Source organism: Pantoea sp. EKM103V (genome assembly GCF_011800365.1).
Taxonomy (GTDB): domain Bacteria; phylum Pseudomonadota; class Gammaproteobacteria; order Enterobacterales; family Enterobacteriaceae; genus Pantoea; species Pantoea anthophila.
The window spans coordinates 432,994-459,470 of record NZ_JAALFQ010000002.1 but is presented as its reverse complement, the minus strand read 5'-3'; the positions used below and the strand labels follow the sequence as shown (position 1 = coordinate 459,470).

The 26,477-nt window shown below is 55.9% G+C and carries 25 protein-coding genes and 2 pseudogenes; 12 read left to right on the top strand and 15 right to left on the bottom strand.

The window, feature by feature from the left end; translation table 11 throughout:
* Positions 1 to 41: 41 nt before the first annotated feature.
* Both HFD97_RS08515 and HFD97_RS08510 read right to left on the bottom strand, forming a co-directional pair.
* Positions 42 to 2,015 (bottom strand): autotransporter outer membrane beta-barrel domain-containing protein, encoded by a 1,974-nt coding sequence (locus HFD97_RS08515; protein WP_167431791.1) that lies wholly within the window; start codon positions 2,013 to 2,015, stop codon positions 42 to 44.
* A gap of 176 nt (positions 2,016 to 2,191) precedes the next feature.
* Positions 2,192 to 3,082: a MurR/RpiR family transcriptional regulator gene (locus tag HFD97_RS08510; RefSeq protein WP_009092811.1), complete on the bottom strand. Its 891-nt coding sequence runs from the start codon at positions 3,080 to 3,082 to the stop codon at positions 2,192 to 2,194.
* Between the two features lie 469 nt (positions 3,083 to 3,551).
* Here HFD97_RS08510 and HFD97_RS08505 point away from each other — a divergent pair, with 469 nt between their 5' ends.
* Positions 3,552 to 5,675, top strand: a complete 2,124-nt coding sequence (locus HFD97_RS08505; RefSeq protein WP_167431790.1) for a TonB-dependent siderophore receptor — start codon at positions 3,552 to 3,554, stop codon at positions 5,673 to 5,675.
* Positions 5,662 to 6,798, top strand: a complete 1,137-nt coding sequence (locus HFD97_RS08500) for an ABC transporter substrate-binding protein (protein ID WP_167431789.1) — start codon at positions 5,662 to 5,664, stop codon at positions 6,796 to 6,798. The genes HFD97_RS08505 and HFD97_RS08500 overlap by 14 nt, the downstream gene beginning before the upstream one ends.
* Here the strand turns inward: HFD97_RS08500 and HFD97_RS08495 are convergent.
* The 5 genes from HFD97_RS08495 to HFD97_RS08475 form a co-directional block, all read right to left on the bottom strand.
* Positions 6,787 to 7,770 carry an XdhC family protein gene (locus tag HFD97_RS08495; RefSeq protein WP_167431788.1) on the bottom strand — a complete coding sequence of 328 codons (984 nt, stop codon included), beginning with the start codon at positions 7,768 to 7,770 and terminating at the stop codon, positions 6,787 to 6,789. The two genes, HFD97_RS08500 and HFD97_RS08495, sit on opposite strands and share 12 nt — an antisense overlap.
* On the bottom strand, positions 7,767 to 8,333 hold the full coding sequence (locus tag HFD97_RS08490) for an NTP transferase domain-containing protein (RefSeq protein WP_167431787.1): 567 nt from the start codon (positions 8,331 to 8,333) through the stop codon (positions 7,767 to 7,769). The genes HFD97_RS08495 and HFD97_RS08490 overlap by 4 nt, the downstream gene beginning before the upstream one ends.
* A gap of 91 nt (positions 8,334 to 8,424) precedes the next feature.
* On the bottom strand, positions 8,425 to 10,809 hold the full coding sequence (locus tag HFD97_RS08485) for a xanthine dehydrogenase family protein molybdopterin-binding subunit (RefSeq protein WP_167431786.1): 2,385 nt from the start codon (positions 10,807 to 10,809) through the stop codon (positions 8,425 to 8,427).
* Complete coding sequence (locus HFD97_RS08480) at positions 10,806 to 11,798, bottom strand: xanthine dehydrogenase family protein subunit M (RefSeq protein WP_111207254.1); 993 nt, start codon at positions 11,796 to 11,798, stop codon at positions 10,806 to 10,808. Before HFD97_RS08480 ends, HFD97_RS08485 begins: the two co-directional genes overlap by 4 nt.
* Entirely contained in the window at positions 11,795 to 12,259 is a 465-nt protein-coding gene (locus HFD97_RS08475; protein WP_009092803.1) for a (2Fe-2S)-binding protein, read from the bottom strand. Before HFD97_RS08475 ends, HFD97_RS08480 begins: the two co-directional genes overlap by 4 nt.
* A gap of 559 nt (positions 12,260 to 12,818) precedes the next feature.
* Between HFD97_RS08475 and HFD97_RS08470 the strand changes: the two genes are divergently transcribed.
* The 5 genes from HFD97_RS08470 to HFD97_RS08450 all read left to right on the top strand — a co-directional run bounded on the left by HFD97_RS08470 (position 12,819) and on the right by HFD97_RS08450 (position 16,944).
* Positions 12,819 to 13,379, top strand: coding sequence for a fasciclin domain-containing protein (locus tag HFD97_RS08470; protein WP_167431785.1), 561 nt, complete (start codon positions 12,819 to 12,821; stop codon positions 13,377 to 13,379).
* 61 nt (positions 13,380 to 13,440) lie between these two features.
* Entirely contained in the window at positions 13,441 to 13,989 is a 549-nt protein-coding gene (locus HFD97_RS08465; protein ID WP_046102791.1) for a sigma-70 family RNA polymerase sigma factor, read from the top strand.
* Positions 13,986 to 14,672 carry an anti-sigma factor domain-containing protein gene (locus HFD97_RS08460; RefSeq protein WP_167431784.1) on the top strand — a complete coding sequence of 229 codons (687 nt, stop codon included), beginning with the start codon at positions 13,986 to 13,988 and terminating at the stop codon, positions 14,670 to 14,672. Before HFD97_RS08465 ends, HFD97_RS08460 begins: the two co-directional genes overlap by 4 nt.
* A 180-nt stretch (positions 14,673 to 14,852) precedes the next feature.
* Entirely contained in the window at positions 14,853 to 15,401 is a 549-nt protein-coding gene (locus HFD97_RS08455; protein WP_167431783.1) for a GNAT family N-acetyltransferase, read from the top strand.
* 118 nt (positions 15,402 to 15,519) lie between these two features.
* Positions 15,520 to 16,944: a trehalose-6-phosphate synthase gene (locus HFD97_RS08450; RefSeq protein ID WP_167431782.1), complete on the top strand. Its 1,425-nt coding sequence runs from the start codon at positions 15,520 to 15,522 to the stop codon at positions 16,942 to 16,944.
* 534 nt (positions 16,945 to 17,478) lie between these two features.
* On the opposite strand, the pseudogene HFD97_RS22165 reads toward HFD97_RS08450, so the two are convergent.
* The 3 genes and pseudogenes from HFD97_RS22165 to HFD97_RS08435 form a co-directional block, all read right to left on the bottom strand.
* Positions 17,479 to 17,852 (bottom strand): annotated as a pseudogene (locus tag HFD97_RS22165) (baseplate assembly protein); the annotation flags it as partial.
* Positions 17,839 to 18,182 (bottom strand): annotated as a pseudogene (locus HFD97_RS08440) (GPW/gp25 family protein). The pseudogenes HFD97_RS08440 and HFD97_RS22165, both read right to left, overlap by 14 nt.
* Positions 18,183 to 18,193: 11 nt before the next feature.
* Positions 18,194 to 18,757, bottom strand: a complete 564-nt coding sequence (locus tag HFD97_RS08435) for a phage baseplate assembly protein V (protein ID WP_167431781.1) — start codon at positions 18,755 to 18,757, stop codon at positions 18,194 to 18,196.
* Between the two features lie 90 nt (positions 18,758 to 18,847).
* Between HFD97_RS08435 and HFD97_RS08430 the strand changes: the two genes are divergently transcribed.
* Positions 18,848 to 19,576, top strand: coding sequence for a hypothetical protein (locus HFD97_RS08430; protein ID WP_167431780.1), 729 nt, complete (start codon positions 18,848 to 18,850; stop codon positions 19,574 to 19,576).
* A gap of 31 nt (positions 19,577 to 19,607) precedes the next feature.
* Here HFD97_RS08430 and HFD97_RS08425 read toward each other — a convergent pair whose 3' ends face one another.
* The gene (locus tag HFD97_RS08425; protein ID WP_167431779.1) at positions 19,608 to 19,979 is read right to left on the bottom strand and encodes a phage virion morphogenesis protein; all 372 of its coding nucleotides are present in this window, start codon (positions 19,977 to 19,979) and stop codon (positions 19,608 to 19,610) included.
* A gap of 574 nt (positions 19,980 to 20,553) precedes the next feature.
* Between HFD97_RS08425 and HFD97_RS08420 the strand changes: the two genes are divergently transcribed.
* Together HFD97_RS08420 and HFD97_RS08415 are read left to right on the top strand one after the other, a co-directional pair.
* A complete protein-coding gene (locus HFD97_RS08420; RefSeq protein WP_244319765.1) occupies positions 20,554 to 20,967 on the top strand; it encodes a hypothetical protein in 414 nt (137 codons plus the stop codon).
* 302 nt (positions 20,968 to 21,269) lie between these two features.
* Positions 21,270 to 21,566, top strand: a complete 297-nt coding sequence (locus HFD97_RS08415) for a hypothetical protein (protein WP_140029313.1) — start codon at positions 21,270 to 21,272, stop codon at positions 21,564 to 21,566.
* Between the two features lie 109 nt (positions 21,567 to 21,675).
* Here the strand turns inward: HFD97_RS08415 and HFD97_RS08410 are convergent, their stop codons facing one another.
* From HFD97_RS08410 to HFD97_RS08395, 4 genes are all read right to left on the bottom strand, one after another.
* Positions 21,676 to 22,242: an N-acetyltransferase gene (locus HFD97_RS08410; RefSeq protein ID WP_167431778.1), complete on the bottom strand. Its 567-nt coding sequence runs from the start codon at positions 22,240 to 22,242 to the stop codon at positions 21,676 to 21,678.
* A gap of 159 nt (positions 22,243 to 22,401) precedes the next feature.
* Positions 22,402 to 22,827 carry a glutaredoxin-dependent arsenate reductase gene (arsC, locus tag HFD97_RS08405; RefSeq protein WP_167431777.1) on the bottom strand — a complete coding sequence of 142 codons (426 nt, stop codon included), beginning with the start codon at positions 22,825 to 22,827 and terminating at the stop codon, positions 22,402 to 22,404.
* A 12-nt stretch (positions 22,828 to 22,839) separates the two neighbouring features.
* The gene (locus tag HFD97_RS08400; protein ID WP_058957056.1) at positions 22,840 to 24,129 is read right to left on the bottom strand and encodes an arsenic transporter; all 1,290 of its coding nucleotides are present in this window, start codon (positions 24,127 to 24,129) and stop codon (positions 22,840 to 22,842) included.
* Between the two features lie 43 nt (positions 24,130 to 24,172).
* Positions 24,173 to 24,493, bottom strand: a complete 321-nt coding sequence (locus HFD97_RS08395) for a transcriptional regulator (RefSeq protein ID WP_009092791.1) — start codon at positions 24,491 to 24,493, stop codon at positions 24,173 to 24,175.
* A gap of 319 nt (positions 24,494 to 24,812) precedes the next feature.
* Between HFD97_RS08395 and HFD97_RS08390 the strand changes: the two genes are divergently transcribed.
* Entirely contained in the window at positions 24,813 to 25,079 is a 267-nt protein-coding gene (locus tag HFD97_RS08390) for a hypothetical protein (RefSeq protein WP_167431776.1), read from the top strand.
* A gap of 21 nt (positions 25,080 to 25,100) precedes the next feature.
* Positions 25,101 to 26,339: an MFS transporter gene (locus HFD97_RS08385; RefSeq protein ID WP_167431775.1), complete on the top strand. Its 1,239-nt coding sequence runs from the start codon at positions 25,101 to 25,103 to the stop codon at positions 26,337 to 26,339.
* Positions 26,340 to 26,477 lie beyond the last annotated feature (138 nt).

The window sequence follows — 26,477 nt, the reverse complement described above, 5'->3', positions numbered from 1 at the left end:
GGGCGGCAGGTTCAGGACGTCAGCGCCGTTGATCTGCCCGGTTAAAAACGGGCATTCACTCCCACGTTCCACGTCACCTGATGCGTCTCACTGTTACCCGCCACGGCCGAAACGCCCGCAAAAGCATTCACTGCGGCACCCAGCGGCACGCTGGCTCCCACGGCCATGTTGATCCAGTTATCATCCCTGCCATCACTGCTGCGGGTAAAGGCGGTGCGGGTTGATTTCAGTCCGGCCGTTACCGCGGAGTCACTGTCACCAAACTGATGGTTGTAACTGATCTGCGCCCAGGGATTGACCGGCAAATCTTTGCTGTCGATACGCCAGCCCAGGGAGCCGACCTGGGCGTGCAGGGTCTGGTCGCCAAAGCGCATAGAGGTGCTGCTGTTGCCCTCTTCCTGATAGCCGCCGACCCGCGTGTAGTCGAGCGCATAGCTCGCCACCGGCCCGGTCGTGACGTAACGGCCAACGGGAAAGTCCCAGCCGGTCTGCACCCGCATCCCGAGCACTTTCCCGCCACTGTTACCCTGTTCGGTGCGGGTCGCAGGCCCCAGTTTCACCTGGCGTTTAATATCGTCGAAATCCAGATCGGCATAGTGAGCGTCCGCGTTTATCCAGCCGTGGTCGAGGTAGTTCAGCTGGCTCCAGATCGCCACCAGATTACCGCGCAAGCGGTAATCGAAGCGCGACGAGGGCTGCTGGCGCTGCGAGGTGGTGGAGAGCATCGCGCCGGCCTGCCATGCATCGGTCAGCTGATAGCCCACCCCCACGGTGCCGGTGGCGCTGGTGGCATCCCCATCCAGCAGACTGTCGCCACGAAAATCCCGCTGCTGCCCGGCGTAACCGCCAAAAACGGTTAACGTGCCCGCCTCTGCGGGCTGCTGACGCTGCTGCTGCAGATGCCCATCCAGCGTATTCTGCGCATCGCCCACCAGCATTGAGGGGGCACGGCTCAGCGCCGCCACCTGCAGCGGTGCGTTAAGCACTGACTGAATGTAATCGGCGATCAGCGCATGGACGGCCGGGCTGGGATGCAGCCGGTCGGCAAACAGATACTGCTGCGAGGATGAAAATCCCGGCGTGGAAGCGGTGCAGTCCATCGACGACACGCCGGGCGGGCAGGCCATGCCGGCGGTGTTGGTGAGTCCATAGCGGACCGGATTATCGATCACCTCATTAAACAGGCCATTGATATCTACCCGGGCGATGTTGCCGCGGGCCGCCAGCAGCCCCTCCTCTTCGGCCTGATTGTAACGGTCGGTCAGCGCCGAGGCGGCCTCACTCAGTAACCGCCAGGCAGCGATCAGCTGCTGCGCGAGCGCCTCACGGATCGGCGGAATCGCAGAAAGCTGCCCCGCCGCCTCACCCAGAGCCGTTTCAATCGCCTGCTCGCGCGCGGCCCGGTCTGGCGTGGTGCGGGTGCTCAGCGACTGAAACAGCGCCGCCGTGGCCGGTTGCGCGGCGGGTCCGAGCGTCTGCAGAATCGCCTGCAACAGCGCGGGGGTGGCCCCCACGTTGGGCACCGTCGGCACAATCACCGTTCCGGCGCCGGCATCCAGCAACCGGCTAACCTGTGAGGCCGCCGCACCGGCGCTGTTATCGACCAGCTGCCGGGCAGTCAGGGGGGAGAGCGCCGCCGCCGCTAAGTCATTGCCGCCGATCCAGTGGATATAGAGGCCATCGGGATCGGCCCGCCCGCCGCGGGATGCCAGATAACTTTGCAGCTGATCCTGGGTATTAAACAGGGGGTTGATCGCCGGTACCGCGACGGCACCGCCCTCGGCATAGTTGTTTCCGCCCTGCGATGAAGGACGTAAGGTATCGCCCAGCGACTGCGCGACGATCTCGTCATACAGCGGGTGGGTTGCGCCATCATAGGTAAAGCGCCCTACGTTCCCGCCATCGCTCAGGCTGTCGCCAAAGACGGTGAGGTGGCTCCATGCCGCGGCGGGCAACGGTGACAGCAGACTCAGGATCGCACAGCAGAAAAGGGTTTGCGCGTGAAGGGGTTTCATCAGCAGCTCCGCACAGGGGTAAAGGAGGACGAACCGCACCCGATGGCGCGGTTAGCAGTAAGCGTAGTCGTCCGGCGAAAGAGGCTGAGAAAAAGGCGAGATCTGGCTCGCAAAGCGGGAAAAATCTGGCGTGAAAGCGGTCTGCGGCCGCACCGGCTACAGCGGAGTCAGCGCGGCTACTTTTTAGTGGCGGGCTTCAGGCCACGATAGAAATCCTGCAGACGTTTCATGGTTTTGACCGTGCGCTGCGGCATCGCAGAAGCCACCGACAGGATCAGCATCTCCAGACAGACCATGATGGTGCCATGCAGCGGAATGCGTCCTTTTTCACCGCCACGAGGCACGTTGATCACCACATCGGCTTCGCGGGCAAAAAAGGAGTCGGTGGCGTTGGTCAGCAGCACAAGCGGAATGCCGAGCCGTTTCGCCTCACGCACGACCGTTGTCCCCTCCCGGTGTGCCGACTGCTGTGCCATCATCACCAGCACATCGCCCCGCTGCATCGCCAGCATCTGTTCAGCCAGCGCCACACCAGAACGGTTCAGTGAAAAGGCTGGCAGGCCGATGCGGTTAAGCAGCCGCACGCTATAGTCCGCCAGAATGCCCGATGCGTTGATGCCAAAAATCGCGACGGCGCGCGCTTCGCTCAGCAGCGTGACCGCATCCGCGACCGCCACGCGGTTCTGCGGCTGAGAGAGCACCTCACAGGCGTGGCGGTGGCCCGACAGCACAAAGTCGATGGCGCTGCTCACGTCGCTGGTCACCTCACTGACGGTCGTCACCATCTTATCTTCGGAAGTCAGCGCCGGCCCGAACCAGACTTTCAGCGTCTCTTTCAGGTCGCGCAGGCCGCTAAAACCCAGTGCCTGAATCGCGCGGATGACGGTGGCATCTGAGGTCTGATTTGCCAGGGCGATCTCCATCGCCGTGCTCTCCAGCACCGTTTCGCGCTGTTGATCGAGGTAACGGGCTACGGCAAGCAGACGCGGCGAGAGCTGCTTTTCCCTGGCGCGCAGGCGCTCTGCCAGCACATCGGTTCTGTTCTTTACTGTCCGGATCGATTTCATGCTTCACCTGATTCAGGGGGAATTAACTTTTCGTCTCTCAATTACGCTCTCATTTTCACGACCCGATCGGCGAAAAAGATGTAGTGAAAGAGTCGGAGTGTCTGATTATTCACCTGATAACGCTGTGGATTAAGCGTCAACATTCAGACTAAAAATAAGTAATTTAATTATATTACAGACAGATAAACAGAGCTTCACTTAGCCTTCCGCTGAAAATTTGCCTCAGGCGAAATGTAGTATTTTACGATTAAATTATATTTACTACTACACCGGCTGATGATTGAATGATTCTCAATTACAGATGAGAAGCATTGTCGTCGGGGCGGTGAGAGGTTCTTCCCCCCTTCCGGCTTAACGCTTCGCTGTTTAACACACTGCATGTTGCAGAAGACCTCCAGGGAAGCCCTGTGTGACCGACAGAAGGTCATGCCGGGCGTTATTGACCTCAGCTTCAGAAACGAAAAGAAAAATGAAAAACAGTTCAGACTCCCGTTATCCGGCCCGGCACTCTGCTCTGGTCGTGGCGATCTGCGGCAGCATCCTGCTGCCGCAGGCTGAAGCAGCAACCGACAGCGCACCGGATATCACCGTCACCGCAGAGGCGAATCCGGAAGGAAATTACAGCGCCAGCCAGAGCAGCGTTGCCAGCAAAATGCCCACTGCCCGGCTGGATGAAGCGCAGTCGGTCAGCGTGGTGACACAGCAGCAGCTGGAGGATTATCAGGTCAGCTCGCTGGCAGAAGCGATGCGTTTTGTCAGCGGGGTGAGCGAAGCGAACACCCTGGCCGGAACCGAGGATGGCTTTGTGCGACGCGGCTTCGGCAGCAATGCCGACGGGTCGATCTACCGCGATGGAATCCGCAGCAGTCAGGGCCTTAACGTCGATGCCACCACGGAGCGGGTGGAGGTGCTGAAAGGCTCCTCCTCCCTGCTCTATGGCATTCAGAATCCGGGCGGCATCATCAATGTGGTCAGCAAAAAGCCGCAGTACAACTGGCACTCCAGCGTCAGCGGACGCTACACCAGCGAAGGCGGCGGAGCAGGCACGCTGGACGTCACCGGGCCGCTGGGCAAGGGTTTCGCCTTCCGGCTGATTGCCGAAAAACAGAATCAGGATTACTGGCGCAACTTCGGCCGTGAGGAGCACACGCTGGTGGCCCCCTCACTGCAATGGTTTGGTGAGCAGGCCAGCTTTCTGATCAGCTATGCCGACTACCGTTATGATATCCCCTACGATCGCGGCACCGCCTTTATCAATGGCCGGCCGATTGATATCGGCTATAAAGATCGTCTGGATGACAAAGCCAATCACGCCTGGGGACATAACAAAACCCTGAACGCGCACTACGACTGGCAGTTTAACGACGAGTGGACAACCCGTCTGACCCTGGGCTGGAACCAGCGGCGCTATGACAATAATGAAGTGCGGGTGACGGCGGTGAATGCCAGCAGCGGCGTGGTCACGCGCCGTGCCGATGCCAATCGTGGTTTTAACCATAAAACCAAATATGTCAGCTGGGATCTGCTGGGGAATCCAGAAATCCTCGGCATGTCGCACGCGCTGGTGGCAGGGACAGATTATGAGATGAACCAGACCTACCGCGCGCATCAGTATCAGGGCAGGGTCAACCGTCAGTTCAGCTACTTCAGTCCCGACTATGACCTGCTCTCTCCGGTGACCGATGCCAGCACGGAAAACAGAACCGCGGCCAATAACCTGAACCGCATTCACAGCCGTTCACTCTATCTCAAGGACAGCATTTCGCTCTCATCCGACTGGATTGTGGTGCTGGGCGGCCGTTATCAGCACTACGAACAGCGTGCTTCTCGCGGTGTGAATCCGCAGGTGGAAACCCTGAACGATGAGGGAAATAAATTTCTGCCGCAGGCAGGGGTGATCTACAAACTGACGCCCGACCTCTCGTTCTACACCAGCGTCAGCAAGTCGTTTACCCCTTCCACCGACGTGGATGACAATGGCAACGTCGGCAAGCCGGAACAGGGCACCAGCTGGGAGGTTGGCAGTAAATGGCAGCTGTCGCCGAAACTCCTGGCGACCGTGGCTCTCTATCGCATTGATGAAAAGGCGATGTCGCTGAACATCAATGGCAGCACGCGGGCGATTGATAAGGCGCGATCTACCGGCGCGGAGTTTGAGCTGAACGGCGAGATTTCTCCCGGCTGGGATCTCAGCGCCAGCTACAGCTATGACCAGGCGGAGATCGTCAGCGACCGGGTCAATCCGGACAACAACGGCAACCGGCTGCAGAATGCGCCGCGCCAGTCTGGTGCGCTCTATCTGAGTCATGAGATGCAGGTCAGCGGGTTGCCAGGCTCACTGCGACTCGGCGGCGGTGCCCGCTATGTCGGCACCCGTGCAGGCGATCCTGATAACAGCTTTACCCTGCCCGACTATGTGGTGGCAGACACCTTTGTGGCGTGGAACAATCGCCTGTTTGGTGAAAAAACCCAGCTGCGTCTGAATCTGAATAACCTGTTCAACCAGCACTACTACAGTTCAAGCGGCGGCAATCTGCGCGTCCGTGAAGGTGAAACCCGTAACCTGATGGTACAGGCCCGTGTGGAATTTTAAATCGCTGCGTGCCGGGCTGCTGCTCGGCCTGCTCTGCATCAGCGCCGGCGCAGGCGCGCGGACGCTGACCGACATCACCGGTCGCCAGGTGACGCTGCCCGATCATCCGCAACGCATCGTGCTGGGTGAAAGCCGGATGCTCTACAGCGTCGCGCTGCTGACCCCAGGCAATCCGCTGCAGCATATCGTGGGGTGGCCGCTCGACCTGAAAAAGTATGATCCTCAGACCTGGCAGGCTTTTGCCCGCCAGTTTCCGCAGATGCGCGAGATTACGCCACTGGGGCTGGATGGGGTCAATGACATGAACCCTGAACAGGTGATTGCACTCAGACCCGACGTGGTTGTCCTGCCGCAGCTGGCGCGTGACGGTGAAAACGGCGCCCTGCTGGAGAAGATGCTCAGCGCGGCGCATATCCCGGTGGTGAAGATCGACCTGCGGGTTGACCTGCTGAACAATACGGAACGCAGCATGACGCTGCTGGGGGACGTGCTGAATCAGCCGCAGCGGGCTGCTGAGTTTAATCATTTCTACCGCACCCATATGCAGCGCATTGAAACGCGGCTGGCTGATTATCATGGCCCCCGGCCCCGCGTGCTGTTGCAGCTGCATCTTGGCCGACGAAATGAATGCTGCGTGACTTCGGTAAAGGGTAATCTGGGCGACCTGCTGCGCTTTGCCGGCGGGGATAATATTGCCAGCCAGCAGGTCAACGGGGTGTTCGGGCGACTGAGCGAGGAGAGCGTCATCGCCGCCCGGCCCGACTTCTACTTTGCCACCGGCACCGGCAGCGCGGATGAGGCCGGGTCACTTAAACTCGGACCCGACGTCTCCGCCGCGCAGACCCGGCAGAGCCTGCCGGCACTGACCGGTCAGCAGCACGCCCTGAAGCAGCTGACCGCACTGCGGGACGGCCACACCGGGGCGATCTGGCACAACTTCTACCTCAGTCCGTGGCACGTGGTGGCAACCGAGTTCTTTGCCACCACGCTCTATCCGCAGCTGTTCAGCGATGTTGACCCGGAGCAGACGTTGCGTGAACTGTTCCAGCGATTTCTGCCGATCCCCTTCTCCGGCACTTACCTCTACCGGCTGGCACCGGACACGGCGCGGTCAGGCGGCTGACTGGCCGCCGTTTTTGATGCGGACAATATCGGCCATTACCGACAGCGCAATCTCTGCCGGGGTTTTGCTGCCGATAGGCAGACCGATGGGCGCATGGATGCGATCCAGTTCGGCACGATCCATACCGGCGATCTGTTGCAGACGCGCCCGCCGCTTCTCACTGTTTTTGGCTGAGCCCATGATGCCGATGTAGAAGGCAGGGGTGGCAATCGCCTCCATCATGGTCAAATCGTCGATGCGCGGATCGTGGGTCAGCGCCACAATCGCCACCGCCGCATGCGCCCCGTTCAGTTCCAGCCAGCGCGCCGGATGCTGTGACACCAGCGTCACGTTGTCTGCGCCGCCGAAATGGCTCTCCAGCTCCGTCAGCATCTCCGGACGGTGCTCACAGACCCGCACATGGAAACCCAGAATCTGGCCGAGCCGGATGCACTCATAGGCCACGCTGGAATAGCCCGCGACCAGCAGTTCCGGAATCGCTCCCACCGGCAGCACGATCTGCTGCTCGCTGGCATCCAGTGCGGGTAATACCCGACTGGCGGCGATCGTCTCCCACTGCGCCCGTTCACCGGGGCGTATCATTTTTACCAGCGGCTGCTGCCCGCTCAGCGCCCGCTGCATCGCCGTCAGCAGGGCCAGCGTGGCCTCATCGGGCGGCAGAAACTCAATAACGATCTCCAGACTGCCGCCACAGGGCAGGCTGACATCAGGCCGCATTCCGCCTTCGCCGTAACGCACCCGTTGACTGCTGTCGCGGTAAGCCCCGGTAGCCAGCTGCGCCAGAAAATCCTCTTCAATGCAGCCGCCCGACAGCGAGCCGCAACTCTCGCCGGTCTCACTGACCGTCATGAGTGTCCCCGGCGCGCGCGGGGAGGAGCCGTAGGTGCGCAGCACCGTGCAGAGCCACACCGCCCGCCCCGCCTGAGCATGGCTGAGGGCGGCATTAATGACGCGTTGATCCAGCGTTATCATGAGAATTCCTTTATTAACTGCAGATCGGCAGGAAAATCGATGTCACACAGACAGCCGCGATCGTGCAGCGGCAGGCGGACGGCGGACGCGTTCACCAGTGCCTGCGGCCCGCTGTCGCCCTGCAGGCGGCTCAGGACCGGATAACAGTGACGCTGAAAGCCCACCGGATGCCCCGGCCTGCCCGCCACCCAGGGTCGGACGACAGGCGCGTCTGCCAGCGCCGTGCTGACGGCGCGGTAACTCGCGACTGACACAAACGGCATATCTCCCAGCGCAATCAGCCAGCCGTCATAGTCGCGCGTGGCGTTAACGCCTGCCGCGATCGACTCCCCCAGTCCGCCGCTGTCACACAATACCAGCGTGGCGGAGGTGCAGAGCGCCTGAAGCGCAGCGGCGTCGGGACGCGTCACCACGAACAGGTCAAGTCCACTGGCCGCGGCCTGTTCCAGCGTATGTTGCAGCAGCGGTTTGCCATCAAGGCGGGCCAGTAACTTATGCTCGCCCCCCTGCTGACGAAAACGGCGGCTCAGTCCGGCAGCCAGCACAATTAACGCTATCTTCACTCTCTCTCCCTGCAGCGTAAAAACGGGCGCAGCCTTCAGCCTGCGCCCGCCTGACCTCTGTCCGGCCTGCCGGAGCAGGTCAGGAACCGTCTCAGATGATCTTGTCGAGCGTAATCGGCAGATCGCGGACGCGCTTGCCGGTCGCGTGGAACACGGCATTACTGATCGCCGCCGCCACGCCGACAATCCCCAGCTCTCCGACAGCTTTCCCGCCCATCGTGGTCGCCTCAAAATCGGGCTCCCCGACGTTGATCGTGGTAATGCTCGGGATGTCGCCGTTGACCGGCACCAGGTAGTCCGCCAGGTTGTTATTGATCACCCGGCCATTACGCGGATCGATAATGCCCTCTTCCATCAGCGCCTGACCGACCCCCATGATCATCCCGCCAATCCACTGGCTGCGTGCCAGTTTCGGATTGTAGAGACGGCCACTGTCGAGCGCGGCCACCATGCGTTTTACCCGGATGGTGCCGAAATCCTCATCAACCCGCACTTCCACAAACTGCGCGCTCCAGCTGTGCGCCGAAAACGCTTCGGGACGGCTCATGTCATTCAGGTTGCGCACCATCTTGTCGCGCTCACTTTGCGACATATCATCCGGGAAGGTGCCGCCAGTGACCGTGAGACTCTCTGCCGGTGCCAGCGTCGCCAGCTGTGCCAGTGAAACCGCCAGCCCGCTGCGCAGAGTGTGCTGCACGGCGTCGCCTTTCAGCGTGAGCTGAGAGGCGGGGGTGCCATTGAGCGGCGACTGTGGCAGCTCGCTGGCCAGCTTCAGCAGCTGCGCGCGCATTCTTTTAGCAGTGTCATTCACGGCGGCGGTGACGTTACCTGCCAGCTGCGAACCGCCCGCGACGCCGGCGCGCGGTAAGCGGGTGTCACCCAGCTCAACCTCAATGGTGGTGGAGTCGACGCCCAGAATGTCGGCGGCAGTCTGCGCCAGAATCGTGTAGGTGCCGGTACCGATATCTGCGCCTGCACACTGCACCACAAACCGGCCCTGCGGCGTCAGGATGATTTTCGCCTCCGCCGGCAGTTTGTTGACCGGATAGGTGCCGGAGGCCATGCCCCAGCCAATCAGTTCGCGTCCTTCCCGCATTGAGCGCGGCGTCATAATCCGCCTGTCCCAGCCAAACGCCTCTGCCCCTTTCTGATACGCCTCTTTCAGACGGCGCGAACTCCAGGGGAGATCCAGCTGGTAATCTTTATCGGCCCAGTTGCGCAGCCGCAGTTCCAGCGGGTCGATGTTCAGGGCATAGGCCATCTCATCCATGGCCACTTCAAGGCCAAAGGCGCTGGGATTTTCACCCGGCGCACGCATCCAGCCAGGCGTGACGGTGTTGATCGGGCGCACCTGATGCTGAGCGGAGACGTTCTCCACCGCATACATGCGGGCGGTCACCTTGCTGCAGTTCTCGGCGAAGACGTCAATCAGTGACGTTTCACTGAAGCTGCGCTGGATAATCGCCTGAATTTTACCGTCACGCGAGGCGCCCAGCTCCAGCTGCTGCGAGGTAGCCGGACGACCGCCCAGGCCGGTAAAGGTCTGCGGGCGGGTCAGCGACACTTTGATCGGGCGCTTCAGCGCGCGTGACGCCACGCACGCCAGTGCAACGTGGGTGTAAGGCACCGGTTTTGAACCAAAGCCGCCGCCGACGTAAGGCGAGATAATCCGCACGGCTTCGGTTTCAATGCCCATCCACTCGCCGATCTCCACCTGCGCGCCCGCCACCCACTGACTGGGCTCCCAGACGGTGATCCTGCCCTCCTGCCAGTGTGCCACGCAGGCGTGCGGCTCCATCGGCATGTTGTATTCGCGCGGGGTGGTGTAACGCTCGTTCAGACGCACGTCGGCCTGCTGCATCGCCTGCTCTGCGTCACCCATATCGATATCCTGCTTCGACACCGGTTTCGGCTCCACGCCCTCATCAGTGGCGAAAATCAGGCCTCTGGAGGTTTCATACTCAATCTCAACCAGCGAGGCGGCCCAGGTAGCCTGTTCAAAGGTTTCTGCCACCACCAGCCCGATGTTCTGACCATTGTGAATGATCTTATCGTCCTGAATCGGGGTGTAGGTTGACTGCGCTGCGCCACCGTCTGCGATGGCGGTGGGCTTGTTAATTTTCAGGGGGTTCAGATGGGTGTAGACCGCCAGCACGCCTGTGGCCTGCTGCGCTTTTTCCACGGACATCCGGCTGATACGACCGCTGGCGACGGTGGACTGGATGACCACACCATAGAGCGGATTTTCCGGCTGATGCTCGACCGCGTAGCGCGCTTCACCGGTGACTTTCACTTTGCCGTCACCCCGGGAGCGTGCTGCGCCTAATCCCTGAACCGGACTGGCCGTTTCTGGCATAGCCGTGGCGCTGTCGCTGGCGCTGACACTCTGCATGTGCAGCCCCAGGCTGCCCGCCGCTGAGATCGCCGCCGTGGCCTTTAGTAAATCCCGACGCACCTTGTCATTCACGTCACTCATGCGGTTTCTCCTGCTGCCATCAGCGCGCGGGCAATGACCCGCGGCGCCAGTTTTACTTTATAGGCGTTGTGAGCCAGCGCCTGCGTCTCCTGCGTGATCAGCTCTGCGGCCTGGAACACCGTCTCTTCATTGAACGGCTGTCCCTCCAGCGCCTGCTCAACCGACCTGACCCGCCAGGGTTTGGTCGCCACGCCACCCAGCGCAATATGCACCTGGCGCATGACCCCGTTCTCCAGCGTAAAGCCCGCGGCGGCACTGGCGGCGGCAAATTCGTAGGAGCTGCGATCCCGGACTTTCAGGTAGTGTGAGTGACGAAGGGACGTGGTCTGCGGCACTTCGATCGCCACAATGATCTCATCCTCGCGCAGGTCGTGCTCACGATCGGGCGAATCGCCGGGCAGCAGGAAGAAGTCATCAATCGCGATGCGGCGGGTCTCACCCTGCTGATTCTGCACCACCACAATGGCGTCAAACGCCACCAGCGCAACCGCCAGATCGCCCGGATAGACGGCAATACAGCTGTCACTGGCACCCAGAATAGCGTGGTTGCTGTTGACGCCATCCCGTGCGGCACAGCCGGAGCCGGGGTTGCGCTTATTACAGGCAGAGAAGGTCGCCGGGTCGCGGTAGTAGGCGCAGCGGGTGCGTTGACGCAGATTGCCTCCCAGCGTCGCCATGTTGCGGATTTGCGGCGATGCGGCCTGCCAGAGGCTGCCATAGATGGCTGGTGCCCTCTGCTGACACTCAGCATGATCGGCCAGCTGGCTCATGGTGACCAGCGCACCCGCCGTGATGCGGTTTTCATCAAACTGCAGGGTTTTAAGCGTGGTCAGTCCGGTGATGCCAATTAACTGCGGTGGCGTGAAAACCCCACATTTCATCAGATCGAGCTGCGTGGTGCCCCCCGCCAGCAACTGGCTGCCAGCCTGCTGTTTCAGGGCGGCGGCGTCTTCAGGCGACTGCGCTACTTTCCAGCTGAATTCATTCATGCCGACTCCTTCGCCATTTCGGCGGCGGCCTGTTTAATCGCATCCACGATGTGGGGATAGGCGCCGCAGCGGCAGAGGTTGCCGCTCATATATTCACGGATCTCATCCTCTGACCCGGCATGGCCCTCTTTGATACAGGCGACGGCAGACATAATCTGGCCTGGCGTGCAGTAGCCACACTGAAAGGCATCATTTTCCATAAAGCAGCGCTGCACCGGGTGCAGTTCACCTTCGGCGGAGGCCAGCCCTTCGATGCTGGTCACCTGCGCGTTGTTCGCCTGAACCGCCAGGGTCAGACAACTCAGCACTCTTTCACCATTTATCAGCACCGTGCAGGCTCCGCACTGTCCCTGGTCGCACCCTTTTTTCGTGCCGGTCAGATTAAGATGCTCGCGCAGTGCGTCGAGCAGCGTGACCCGCGGGTCGACCTGCATCTGTTGCGGCTGGCCATTGACCTGCATTGTTAGCGATATTTTTTCCGACATTGTCTGCTTCCCATTGTTGGCGGGCTGAAAGATATAGTTTTTATTGGCTTACTGCTGACGGGATCTGAATCGGGGAATAGCGTGATAACCCTAATCTTTACGCGCGTATCTCTGACTTAAGGTTTAGCAGCTTTTTCACAATCTGGCGCAAGGATTGGGGAAAGTCAGCGTTATCCGAAGCGCTGAGCGGCCGAAATGGACATAGCCGCATGGCTTAAAATATTCTAATGCATTGATTTTTATTTTTTTTATCAGGACGTCTTTTGAATACAACCCTAACGGCGGCCTGTGTGACTTTTTCAATAAGATTTTCCGGTAACATCTATCCCGCGGCGATTTTCAGGTGTAGTGGCAGGCTGCAAAGCGACGTTGCATCCCACCTGGACAATCTGCCTGTGTGGGGCTGGCTTTGGGTTCAGGCAGATGGGATGACAGAAAAATATTTTAAATTTCTTTCATCCGTTTTCCCTGCTCATTCGTATTAACAGACAGGGGCACTCTGGCCCTGTCTGCAAACTCAATGAGGGAAGTGAAAATGAAAGCATTCCTGCCAACTCTGATTTTTTCAGCTTTAGTTTTCAGCAGTGCCACTTACGCGGCGAGCATGAGCAGCGACACGGTGATGGTCGGCGGTGCCGCCATGTACCCGTCAAAAAATATCGTACAGAATGCCGTTAACTCAAAGGACCACACCACGCTGGTGGCCGCCGTTAAAGCCGCCGGGCTGGTCCCGACGCTCGAAGGCAAAGGCCCATTCACTGTTTTTGCACCCACCAATGAGGCGTTTGAAAAACTGCCGCAGGGCACGGTCGACTCTCTGCTGAAACCTGAGAACAAAGAGAAACTCACCAGCATCCTGACCTACCATGTGGTCTCAGGAAAACTGGATATGCAAGCACTGGAGAAGAAGATCAAAGCGGGTGGCGGCAAGGCCGAGCTGAAAACGGTAAATGGTGCGTCGCTGTGGGTGATGGCAAATGGCCCGCATAACATCCAGCTTAAAGATGCGCAGGGCAATATTGCCAGCATTACAACGTATGATGTTAACCAGAGTAACGGCGTTATCGATGTGATCGACACCGTGCTGATGCCATAACGCGTTACCTATAGTGTGTGTGGCCACCAGCACGGTGGCCACACCTTTCACAGGGAAGCCGATGACAAAAAATGTGCCCCCGATTCAGGCCGACTTAATGAACCGGATAGCCTGCGGCGACAAAGCGGCACTCGCGCAGCTTTACCGCGTCCTCTCGCCCCGACTTTACGGCATTATTCTGCGGATGGTCAGACGGCGGGACTGGGCAGAAGAGATCCTGCACGATACTTTTATTCAAATCTGGCAGTCAGCAACCTATTACGATGAGCGGCGCAGTGAACCGCACATCTGGCTGAGTCACATTGCCCGTAATCGGGCGATCGATTTCCTGCGTAAACATGAGAACCGGTGCTGCTCCATGGAAGAGATCGGCGAAGCGGAAGCGGGTTTTCAGACATCTCTTCCCGCCGATGAGAGTCATGCAGAGGCGCGGCGGCTTCAGCACTGTATGGCACACTTACCTGCTGAAGAGCGACAAAGCCTCTCGCTCGCCTACTACCGTGGCCTGTCCCAGAGTGAGATTGCCCTCTCCATGAGGCAGCCTGAAGGAACGGTAAAAAGCTGGATCCGGCGCGCGTTAACTCACCTTCGGGAGTGCATAGGCCTATGAATGGTCCCGAACACGACGATCTGATGGCGGCAGAATATGTCCTGGGACTCAGCGACCCGGAAACCCGTCTCAGGCTGGATAAACGCCTGACTGAAGATGACGCCTTTGCCGCGGAGGTGCTGCACTGGCAGAAAGCGTTCAGCGGTATCGATCTGATCACCCCGGAGGCCACACCTCGCGTGGCTGTCTGGCGGCAGATTGAGCGGGATATTAACCGGCACGCTGCCACCACAAAACTGCCGCTCCGCCATCCCGGCTTCTGGCTGGGCTGGGGCCTTGCCGCGGCACTCTCGGGTCTGCTCCTTTTTACTTACCTGAACAAGCCGGGAATCCCCGAGGCGCAGCAGCCGATTGCGGTTCTCAGTGGCACGCAGCCCGATGCACAATTTGTGGTGACGCTGGACAGGGCCGCTTCGCGCCTTCAGCTTTCTGCGCTTAACATTACGCTGCCGCAAAACAAGAACCTGCAGCTGTGGCTGATCAGAGGCAGTGCCCCGCCGCGATCGCTGGGCCTCATTACGCACCCTGACCATAACGTTTTCCCGCTTCCTCCTGGTACGTTAGATCATCAGACGGTCCTGGCGATAAGCCTGGAACCGGTTGGAGGATCAACGTTAAGCGGACCGTCCGGACCGGTCATTTTCCAGGGCAAGGTCACGCGGCCTTCATCGCCAGGCGCATGAGGTGATAAGGCCAGGATCAGAGGTCGCTGCTGCACGCCCGATTTTCGATTCCTTAAAGTCTGATGACTGATTTGCAGCGTTTTTACACTTCATCCGGTTCTTTTTACGCCTTTTTTACGGGCTGAACGTTTTAATTAGCGACTCCGGGCGCCTCTGCGCCCATGTTCAGGGAAGTCGTGGATGAAATGTTTTACTAAGCCCTATTCCATAGCGGGAGGCAGCGATGCTGCCGTGGCTGAGCTTGCTGAACAACAGCGCCTGCGTCTTATCTCACCCCGCAAATGGTTCAGAAATGCCATTGAGGTCAATACGGATCCGGCGCTGCTGAACACGCGCCTGATTGCGCAGTGGCTGGGCGCAACCCTCCCGGATGCCCGCTCACTGACGCTGGCGCTGAACAGCAGCCTCTGTTTTGGTCTTTACCGCAATGACCGACAAATCGGTTTTGCCCGGGTCGTGACCGACATGGTGGAAACCTGGGTGATCAGGAATCTGTTCATTTCGCCCGAGTATCGTTTCGTCGGGCTCGGCTCATGGCTGCTGCACTGTTGCCTGTCACATCCCGGCGCCAGAGGCTGCCGTAATATCATCGCCATGGGCGAGCCCGTTCCGGACTTTTTCGAACGCAACGGATTTATGGCTTTTCCATCATTACCCGGCGTCTACGTGACGACGCTGCATGACGGGAATCACACCCCGGTTTGCACAAACAGCGCCAGCAGGCATTAAGCCGTCGGGGCGCACACGCATGAGCGGTTTTCTTCAGTTTATTCTCCGACCTCCGATTAACAGCGACAGGCTGCGCGGCGCTTTTGCCTGCCTGCAGCCAGCCCTTAAGGAATACATCATGTCAGGCCTGATCCTTGTTTCTCATAATCAGTGTCAACGTTCGACGCTTACAGCTATCTATGACGGCATTCTTTCCCGACAGGGAGGACTCTGGATTAGCTGGGATGGCAAAAGCAGCGTCATCCCTGACGATGCATCAAGACCCTGCGCCGTGCAGCAGACAGGCCAGTATGAAACCGTTACCTTCCCGATGACGCCGGGCGAGCTGAATGAAGGGTATCGCCATTATATTCACAAAGGGCTCTGGCCCGTTTTTCATCAGCGCCCCGACATGGCCCGGTTTTCCGCCAGCGGCTTCCAGGCGTATAAAAGCCTCAACAAAGCCTTTGCGCGCGCGATTTGTGAAAACATCACGCCCGATGATGTTATCTGGATTCAGGATTATCACCTGCTTGGCTGTGCCGCTTTTCTCCGTGAAGAGGGACTGACCCAGGCCGTGGGTTTTTTCCTGCATCAGCCTTTCCCCGCGGGCAGGATATTTGAAACCATTCCTGAATGGCGCTGGCTGACGGAGTCGCTGTTGTGTTGCGATCTGATTGGCTTTCAGACCGTGCAGGATATGAATAACTTTATCGTCTGGCTGGAGGGGGAATTCCGGACTGAACGCCTGGAGTCGCACTGTTTTCGTGTTCACGGCCGGATTATCAGGGTGGGCGTATTTCCGGTGGGGATTGACCTGGATGATGTCCAGGCACTGCGCGAGAGCAACAGCTGTGCCTTTATGGAGATGCAGTGCCGCGACAGCCTGCCGGAAAACAGGGTGCTCAGCGGCGGCCATCTTGATGAGAGTTCAGGCCTGCCTTACCGAATCAGTACCCTTGAAGTGTTGCTGCGCAGACATGACTGCTATCAGAAAAACATTACGCTGCTGCAGCTGGCCTCACCGGCAGCCGGACACGAACATGATGCGTCCGCAGTGGGCCAGGCACTGGAGGCGCGCTGCGGAGAGTTTAACGGGGTACATGGTGCCATGAACTGGTATCCGGTGAACTATCTGACGCAGGCTTACAGCCGCGAGGAACAGGCCGGGATCTATCGTGCCTCACGCGTGGCGCTGGTGACGCCATTAATGGCGGGCATGAGCCTGATGGCCAAAATGTATGTCGCTCTGCAGGACCCGAATAATCCCGGCGTGCTGATCCTCTCCCAGTTTGCTGGTGCAGCCGAGCAGCTGGAGGGTGCCATCACCGTTAACCCTTACGATCCTGACGGCATGGCCAGTGCGGTACATACTGCATTGCAGATGCCGTTACGCGAACGGCGAAATCTGCATGCCCGTCTGATGAACATCCTGCATATACACAACAGCCATGCCTGGGCCGGGTCCTTTTTGCGCATGCTGATTAACGTGCCGGATGAACCGGCGCCAATGCCGCCACCGACGGTTTTTCCACGCCTGAGCAGCAGCCGGGCGAGGTACTGAGTCAGCGCTATCTCCGCGTCCGGGATGATGCGCCTGTATGCATCAACGCCTGTCGCCGGAATAAAAGCAGAGCAGGCTTTTAACCGCTTTTATGCGCAACGTTTTCCAGCTCTTCGCGGGTTGGCCCCTGAAACCAGATGGAACTTATGTGACAGCTTCGCGGTTGAGTCAGCACAAAGTGAATTGTCTCCCACACAGAGCGTCCATTCATCAGGCGCTCTCCCATTCTGGAGCCGTCGTCGACAAACGGCTCAAGCCCCGTCAGTTCAAAATCCGGCGGATAAAGACCCGTAACACGAATGTTTTCTTCGGAAAGCTGCTGGGACAGTTTAGTGGTGAAACCGCTCAGACCCTGTTTACTGGCAAAAAAAGCAGGATGCGCAATGGAGTTCGTAAAACCCGGCATGCCGCAGGCAGTTTGTATGCTCTCCTCCCGCCAGGCGCTAAACTGACTTCGGCCTCCTCTCGCGCCAGCCACACGCAAAGTACCTGACCAAATCCCCTGCCACGGCCTGTGATGACCACTCTTTTTCCTCTAAGCGTGTCGTCCAATTCCATCACCGCATACACCGGCGGCACCGCGTCGGGATTCGCAGGCGTAATTGTCAGCCGCTTCACGTTGTTACGGGCGGCCAGCTGGTCCAGATCGCTGCCGATGGCATAGGCCAACATTGCCGCCTGCGCCGCCTCGTTAATACGCTGGCGCAGCAGGACTTCCCGGTAGGTGTTCTCCTGCAGGTTTTTCACAATCGGTTCAGATTCCAGCGCCAGCACGAGGCGCATGTCGGCCTGTTCATCCGCTGGATAAACGCAATCAGCGCCTCTTTGCGCTCAGCCAGCAGCGTTTCAAAGTTCAGCACCTCAATAACCTGCGGCGAGGACAGCTGAGAAAGGTCAATTACCGCCACTGTTCACCCCCGTTGGTACAGACATAGCAACCGGCGAGCCGTCAGCACGCTGGTCGGTAAGATCAACCTGCATAGAGCCGTCCACATTGAGCGTGATGTTTACCGAGGCCAGCCGGATGCGTGGCTCCCAGCGGCTCAGTGCGGTATAGGTGGCGGCCATTACCTGCAGTTCTGCGGTCATTCAATCATCGCGGACAGCAACGAACCGTAATCACGCTGGGCAATGCGGCTACCTTCTTGGGTGCTCAGGATGTCGCGCATGCTCTGCCGTATGTGGTCAATGTCGGTAATGGCTTCGCCAGTGTCGCGGTTCATGCCTGGGTACATCATTGCAGGCCTCCTTACATATCAGTGCCGGTTTTCATTTGGGCGTGTACGTGCTTATCAGCGATAACGCCGTTAAAACTCATAGAGCCGCCGCCGTGTGTCACATCGTCGTTCATTGTGGTGTCACTGTTGATCCGTGTCTGGCTGGCTTCTATCCCCAGCGCGTAGGTGATCAGCTGAATGCCGTCCTGCGCCTCAATGGGCACGCTTTCAATATTCCTTATCAGCAGCTGGCCGTTTTGCGGCTCGTACTGAAACCAGCCGCCGTCCTTAAACACGGTAGTGGTGCCGTCTTCCGAGTAGTCAGGCGGCGGGAAGGCTTCGGAATAGATGGCAGGTAGCGCAAAGGCAGTTTCGAGGTTGCCGCCCAGGCTCAGCAGCACGACCTGCTCCCCCACGGTGGGCTTCCACCATGTGCGTGTATTACCGGCACGCAGGGTGAGCCAGTTGATCCAGTTGGTTTCGAGGTCGCCCGTTTTCACCCGGCACAGCCAGTTCACCGGGTCCACTTCGGACACGGTCCCGGTGCGGATCAGATTGGTGATAAGGCGCATAATTTCGGTCAATTGTGTATTCATACTTCTAGATTCCATGAAAACGCTTTAATATGCGTTAATTGACCTTTGTGCCATCCACTAAACAACTTGAAGCAAAATCAAGGATAAAGAATGAACATTCATCAAGACGACAATGCTTCATATAGTTATATTCTTAAAACTCTTGAAGGTAGAGCGAGAAAAACGAGGCGTAATGTTTTTGTCTTAATATATTTCCTCGTTATTGTTGTTGCTGGCGTTATACTCATTGCGTATAACATCAAAAATACATCTAACTCTCCATTGGCAAATGCTATTAGTGCTGCAATTGATTCAAACAATAGAGAGAAGCTGAATGGTCTTATTCTACAAGCCTCCAGCGATCAATATTTAACTAAAGTTAAAGAAGGACTTAATTCAAAATCACTTTCTAAGGAAAGAGCTGATAAAGTTGAGAGGGAAGTTAAATCCATGACTGATGATGAAGTTGATAGCCAGCTTCTGTCAAACTGGAGTAACTATATCCGACCATATAAAAGTACTTCAGAAAAAATAGCGGAATCAATAGCTTCTTTGTTTATCAGTTTGAGTATATTAATGTTTATAGCTTACGTGATGAGAGTGCTCCTTGTTTTTATCAAATATTATATGCAGCTTGGGGCTGATCATGAAAACCAACAAATGGCCTTTATGATGAGTAAAGGTGATCATGAAATGTTTTCAAAAAACTTGTCCTTATTTCGAGCGCACAATATCAACCTAGAAAAAACACCCTCCATGCCACAAGAAAAATTGATCATGGGACTAATTGATGTTGCAAAAAATGCAAAGGATAGTATGAAAAAAAGCAAAGAAGAATAGTGATGACTAACTTTTCAAATGGTTTTTTGCATTATTCTAACCACTGAATAAGCAAATTTTTAACTAGCGTTTCTACTTCTTTGTTTACACCTAATAATGATCGCTCCGCATATTTCACCATCGTGCCGCGTCGATTTACCCGGTCCCGTAGGCCGTAGTGATGGACGCGGGCCAGCTTCTGCATCGCCGGAACATAGGCAACCTCTGCGGCGTCTGCGCTCGCCTGCGCCTTGAGGTACTTTGCCGTTTTCATTTTTGCGAACATGCCGCGACGGATGCGCCCCTTTTTGCTGCGGGCGGTTACGCGGCACGGCTGCTCCCATGCGGTGCCGTCCAGGGAACGCTGCGCGGTGATGTTTGCCTGCTGAATCCGGCGCACGTCGCGCGCCACCTCGCGCAACATTTATTTGTGGGCCACTAGTTCCAGCTTCGACAGCCAAAGAGACATCTTTTCGTTATTGCTTTTTCAGTCGACAAGCCATGTGGAAAAGGTTTGAAAGTATGCCCAACGTTTTTCCATGACGACACGCCATAATGAGAAAATAGCTTTATTCGAGTTTGTACAAGATGACAAAAAATTCACTGAGTGGATGCTATGCTTGTTAAATATTAAGCAGCTAATTATTATCAGATTATTTATATGAGACTTTATTTTTTTACCGCTGATTTAGTCGCTGGCTGTCATTTAAGTATCATGGTTATGTTTTATGTAACACCTGGAAATAACGCTACACGCTATAAAAACGAATGAAACATCAAACTCAGATTTTGTGAGTATATTTCCAGACGTGACTTACGGTAGTTTAAGTCACAACGACAAAATACCTGTTTTACGCAATGCGTTCCCGGTTCTGTTAATGCGCTGGGGATTATTCTGAAAAAGAAAGGTGCCCGCTTTGTCAGTGATAACCCTGACCGCGCCGCGCCAGTCATATAATCTGAATAACCGTACATCGCAAATGACGTAATAAAATTTTATGGCAGACATGCTTATTAACCGGCGCCTGCCTGCTATGGCTTATATCGCGTGTTCTGCGCTCAGATTTATGATTGTTTTTCACACGCGCTGCGCTCAACTCAGAGCTGACAGCGTCCCGTTACTCAAGCTAAGAGGATTTATTATGTCGGCATCTGTGATTAAAAACGCGCTTAAAACGACAGCTTTAGCAGCAGTCGTTGTGGCCGGTTTACAGGGCGCTTCGTTTGCAAAAGAGCAGCCTTCTCAGATAATCCCTGATTCAGCTTCAGCCGGAAGCGTATCTGTAAAAAAACCGGGGGCTTCAGTTGATGCAAGCGCGGTAAAACTGGCCGCCTGGCATCACCATCTGGAGATTAACAAAAGCTGTGACGATCCGTCACTGGGTGTGGGTTGCGGAGATGGCGACGCATAACGTCTGAAAAGTGCAGACGCCTTGCAGAGGTGTCTGCACTGATGTGCATCAGATAAAACATTCTGCCTTCGGCCCCTTCGCCTGCCTCCATCATTTACGCCGGCCTTGTCAGCATCTTAAATTCGTACTGAGTGTTATTTCAGAAGTGCTCAGAGAAGAAACGTCATCAGCGATTTTAAAAAAATCCTCGCTATAAATGTCATATCCTGGTGCAAAGTGGTCTTTTGCTAATTTACTAAAAAATAAAGTGAGTATGCTTTGGCGGGTCGTTTTATGAAAACTAACACAACAGGATGGATGAGATGAAACAGGTCAGGATTTACACACTCAAAGACAGACAGTCAGCAGAAATTTATTTCCGTACACACTGGCCCCGGCATACGATTTCTCTTCCCGCTTTTAATATATATGTCAATCATGTCTATCTGAGTGATGAGTGTCAGGTCATTGCTACCGTGACCTATCAGGAGGGAGCCGACATACAGGCTATAAATCAGGAGTATATGACCAGCGAGGCCTTCAGGTCTGACATGAAAGGTTTCGACATGTCCTCAATCCTCCGGGTAGAGGAAATCAGCATTAAAGAAGCCCTTTTCTGACTTCGCGATTTTCTCAGCCAGCATACATACACACCCCTGGCCGTGAATGCATACTCAGGCAGCGTGCAGGTGACTGGCCCGCTTCTGGAACTCAGCGGACCTGACATCACTATTCCGCAGTTCCCTCTGCCCTGCTCGCAGGCCAAATCGGTGCGACAGCCTGACCGGCAGAGTCGCCAGACAGTGCCGGACTGCAGGAAGCCAGTTCACTGAGGAGTTGACCATGAAGATAATAATTCACGATATCACTATTTATTTTGCCCCCTAATGACTGATAAAAACCGTTTGCTTCAGCGTTTGATTTCTCGGCATTCCAGCTGAGGCTACGACACTCATTCTTGAGAGCGAGTTTCGCCATAAAACACATGAGGGATTTACCCGTGCCCTTACCTCTCTCACGCCGGGAGACATACAGCTCTTTAATGTGCAGCTCGCCACTGTACCGCGGCGAGGGATAGAGAATAGTGCAACACGCCAGCCCAGTGATTTCAGCATCGCGACGCGCCCTGAGCACCAGCGTAGCGGAGAGCGGACTGAAGAGTCGGTTACTGAGATAATGCTTCAACAGTGCTTCCTGAATAATGCCCTTACCATAGTAGTGCTCTTCCATCTCGGTAAAAATTTTCACCATGGATTCCCATTCATCTGGCGGACATATTTCTACTGTTACTTCCATGTTTACTCCCTGTCACTGAAAAAATGCCACAGTCGAGCCGGGGTTTAGCCCAACCACAGCCCTTAACTCATTGGCCACATATATAAGTGAGCTTAGCCTTGAGCGAAAAGCGGACGCCCTATAGCGTTACCAGGCGTCCGTTCACCTGAAGTGGACGGATTACTTTACCCGCTTCCCCGTTTCGTCAATAACCTTCTCGCCATCCTCTTTTGTAAACGCGCCTTTCTGACCTTCCGGCAGAATCTCCAGCACGATCTCTGAAGGGCGGCAAAGACGAGTGCCCAGCGGCGAAACCACTATCGGTCGATTAATCAGAAGCGGATATTGAAGCATGAATTCAATCAACTGCTCATCACTGAATGTCTCTTCATCAAGACCCAGACGTTCATAAGGCTCAACGTTTTTACGCAGCAAGGCGCGCACCGTAATCCTCATATCTGCAATAAGTTTGATAAGCTCATCACGGGTCGGGGGCGTGTCGAGATAATAAATTATTGCAGATTCGTTACCGCTGTTGCGGATCATTTCCAGCGTGTTGCGTGAGGTGCCACAGGCCGGGTTGTGATAGATGGTTATGTTGCTCATATCAGTATCTCATTACAAAGTGACAGAGAGCCGCCACGCCAGCGCCGCCAGAGTGACAAACAGAACGGGCACAGTCATGACAATGCCGGTTCGCACGTAATATCCCCAGGTAATCGTGATATTTTTCCGGGCAAGCACGTGCAGCCACAGCAGGGTAGCCAGACTGCCAATCGGGGTGATTTTCGGCCCTAAATCGCAGCCAATCACGTTGGCATAAATCATTGCCTCTTTGACGACACCGGTCGCCGTGCTGCTGTCAATCGACAGCGCGCCAATCAGAACTGTCGGCATATTGTTCATCACTGATGAGAGAAACGCCGTCAGGAAGCCGGTACCGAACGCCGCTGTCCATAAACCCTTGTCTGCCAGCAGATCCAGCACGCCAGACAGATACTCCGTAAGCCCTGCATTGCGCAGGCCATAGACGACCAGATACATGCCAAGCGAGAAAATAACGATCTGCCAGGGTGCACCGCGCAGGACTTTCCCGGTGTTAATGGCATGGCCTCTTTTCGCCACCACAAACAGCACTGCTGCGCCAGCCGCTGCTATCGCACTGACCGGGATCCCCAGCGGTTCCAGAACAAAGAAACCGACAAGCAACAATAACAGGACGATCCAGCCCGCCCTGAAGGTTGCCAGATCTTTTATCGCACTGGCTGGCGTCTTCAGCAGCGAAACGTCATAGGTCGCCGGAATATCCCTGCGGAAGAAGAGATGCAGCATCACCAGCGTGGCCACAATCGCTGCCAGATTCACGGGCACCATCACGGAGGCGTACTGCGTAAAGCCCAGGTCAAAGAAGTCTGCCGAGACGATATTAACCAGGTTAGAAACAATGAGCGGCAGACTGGCCGTATCTGCAATAAATCCTGCCGCCATGATAAAGGCCAGTGTCGTGCCCTGGCTGAATCCCAGCGCGAGCAGCATCGCAATAACAATTGGCGTCAGGATCAGCGCGGCACCGTCATTGGCAAACAATGCAGCAACAGCGGCACCCAGCAGGACTATCCAGGTAAACAAAAGGCGGCCACGTCCGTTACCCCAGCGGGAGACATGCAGAGCGGCCCATTCAAAGAAGCCGGACTCATCGAGCAGCAGGCTGATGATGATGACCGCAATGAATGCCGCTGTCGCATTCCAGACGATATTCCAGACAACGGGAATATCAGCGATATGGATGACGCCGGTTCCGAGCGCCAGCGCAGCTCCGATACTTGCGCTCCAGCCAATACTCAGCCCTCTGGGTTGCCAGATCACCAGTATTAGCGTCAGTAGAAATATCCCTCCAGCCAGTAACATTTCAGACTCCATTACATATGATTACGTGAATATGTTTCCAGCCTCAGCAGGAGGTGCAGGCCGATTTTGCCAGCCATTCTCGCACCTCTTCCCGCAGGCACTGCCAGGACGTCGTGATTGTCTCAGCGGCCCACGCCGGTATATGCGGTGACAGACGATAGTGGACCCACTTACCTTCACGACGATCAAGCACAAGCTTCGCCTCGCGAAGAAGCGCCATATGGCGTGATATTTTGGGCTGTGATTCGGCCGTGGCTGCACAGATATCGCATACGCACAGTTCTCCGGATTCCCGCAGAAGCATCACGATGGCGAGCCGTGTTTCATCCGACAGGATTTTAAAAAGCTGAACAGGCTGTAGCATTTTCCACTCCGCGCCTTCGAAAACATATATGTTAGTTCATATGTGTTGAGTTTAAAATCACCCAATTCCTCCGCAGAAGAAAATGGAACAATTCAGCCCTGACACTGAATGCTTTGATCAGCGCATTGCTGAAGCGGGAGCCACCATCAATCCTGATCTTTTATGGCTCAGCTATGCCGCAGAGTAAGCCGGTCGTCTGCTGACGGCATGGGCGCGATGGTGGAAATCCTGAATCCCTCTGATTTACCCTTGCCTGATGATGCGCCGGAATCGCAACCCAACGTTACCGGGGTGCGCAGTCTGGTCAGGTGGTTAAAGCATGGCAAAAGTTCGACAAAACGGACGAATGAGACCTTCTTCATGGCATGACCGCATCGTCGATGCATTAAACATTCTCCCATTCGGGACTGACTATCGACAGACGTATCTAATCCTGGGCAGTCGGCATCCGGAAGAAAACCCGATAACAGCTCTATTTTCTTCAGATCATTACCGTGATACCGATAAAAGCGATCATTTGACAGAATTATCACGGGAAGCCGATGGAAAGAGTGACTTAAATAAAGGTATTCTGAAATTCATCTGACAAACAGAAACTATTAATCCTATGAATTCAGGCAACAAAAGAGTTCGAGCCTTTCACTTTTCAGCTTTTCGTTATCTCTTTGTGGCTCGCTTGCTTACTGTCCTCGGTAATGGTGTAGCGCCGATTGCTCTGGCATTTGCTGTGCTTGATATGGAAGGCACTATTTCAGAACTGGGTATCGTTGTTGCGACCCGCTCTATCATAAACGTTCTATTTCTGCTCATTGGTGGTGCGCTGGCGGATCGATATTCACGTAGTCGGGTATTACTATTTTCTTCATTGATTGCAGCAATTTCTCAAGGAATTGTCGCATGGTCTGTACTGGATGGTTCTGCGACGGTAATGAGCCTCGCTTTACTGGGAGCCCTGAATGGAGCAGCCGCGGGTATCGCCTTACCTGCATCCTCTGCGCTTATTCCCCAGGTTGTTCCGGTGCACAATTTACGTGAAGCCAATGCCTTAATTCAGTTGGGTATCTATAGTGGCACCGTGCTTGGAGCTTCACTGGGTGGAGTATTGACCAGTTCTGTCGGACCGGGATGGGGACTGGCAATTGACGCATTAGGGTTCGCAGCCGCTGCGCCGCTATATTTTCTGATTCGCGTTTCGTCAGTTAAAGCATGCGCTCCGCAGGATAACATCCTGAAAGACCTGCAAGAAGGATGGAAAGAATTTTCCAGCCGGGCATGGGTATGGTCGATTGTCGTCCAGTTTACCGTTATCAATGCTGCTTTTAGTGGCGTAGTTATGGTACTCGGACCTGTGATTGCTGATACCTCATTTGGACGAACCAACTGGGGAATGATTATTGCAGCACAAAGTGTCGGACTGATTGCAGGTTCGTTTCTGACGTTGCGATGGCGTCCAAGGCGCGATCTTCTCATTGGTGTCATGCTCGTGTCAGTTTGCGCAGTGCCGATTTTCATGCTCAGTCAGCTTGCTTCGGCATCGTGGCTTATGGCAGCTTTCTTTATGGCTGGAGTTTCATTTGGTCTTTTTGGGGTTGTCTGGGCTCAATCTTTACAAACCCATATTCCGCAGGAAAAACTGGCTCGCGTTTACGCCTATGATGCGGTGGGATCGTTTGTGGCCATTCCTTTCGGGGAACTGGTCGCAGGACCATTGGCTACTCATTACGGTTTGAGTAATGTACTTTTAGTTTCAGCGGTAGCCGTTGTCATCGTCACTGTACCCGTAAGCCTGGTGCCTGCGATAAGGAGGCTCGATAACTCTTCACAAATAAAGGTGCATGAGACATAGCCAGACAAAAGCAGCACTATTGGCTGGAAAACGATTCGCTAAGAAAATTTTTCTGAACAAACTGAACCTCTGCTGCCTGTATCCGGCATTTCTGCGGCAGAATTCAGTCATTTCCGGAGGCAAGGTTTAACGTAGTAA